We start from the raw sequence: 255 nt of genomic DNA, 5'->3' as shown, positions 1-255 counted from the left end.
CAGCGTGTTCACCTGCATCATTTAAAGCTTAAGGGCTAGTCCAATTTCGCTCGCCGCTACTTTCGGAATCTCAGTTGATTTCTTTTCCTTCGGGTACTTAGATGTTTCAGTTCCCCGAGTTCGCCTCACTGCGCTATGTATTCACGCAGCGATACTAGCTTATGCTAGTGGGTTTCCCCATTCGGAAATCGTAGACTCAAGTGGCTTTTACTGCCTAATCTACGCTTATCGCAAGTTAATACGTCCTTCATCGCC

Annotated in this window: 1 rRNA gene; it reads right to left on the bottom strand. The window is 46.7% G+C overall.

The features are described from left to right. A 23S ribosomal RNA gene (locus EYW48_RS21805) occupies positions 1-255 on the bottom strand; the annotation flags it as partial.

The sequence above is a fragment of the Vibrio sp. 1180_3 genome, from assembly GCF_029478545.1.
GTDB classification, from domain to species: Bacteria; Pseudomonadota; Gammaproteobacteria; order Enterobacterales; family Vibrionaceae; genus Vibrio; species Vibrio aestuarianus.
The sequence above is the reverse complement of the archived record's forward strand: the minus strand, read 5'-3'. Positions and strand labels throughout refer to the sequence as shown.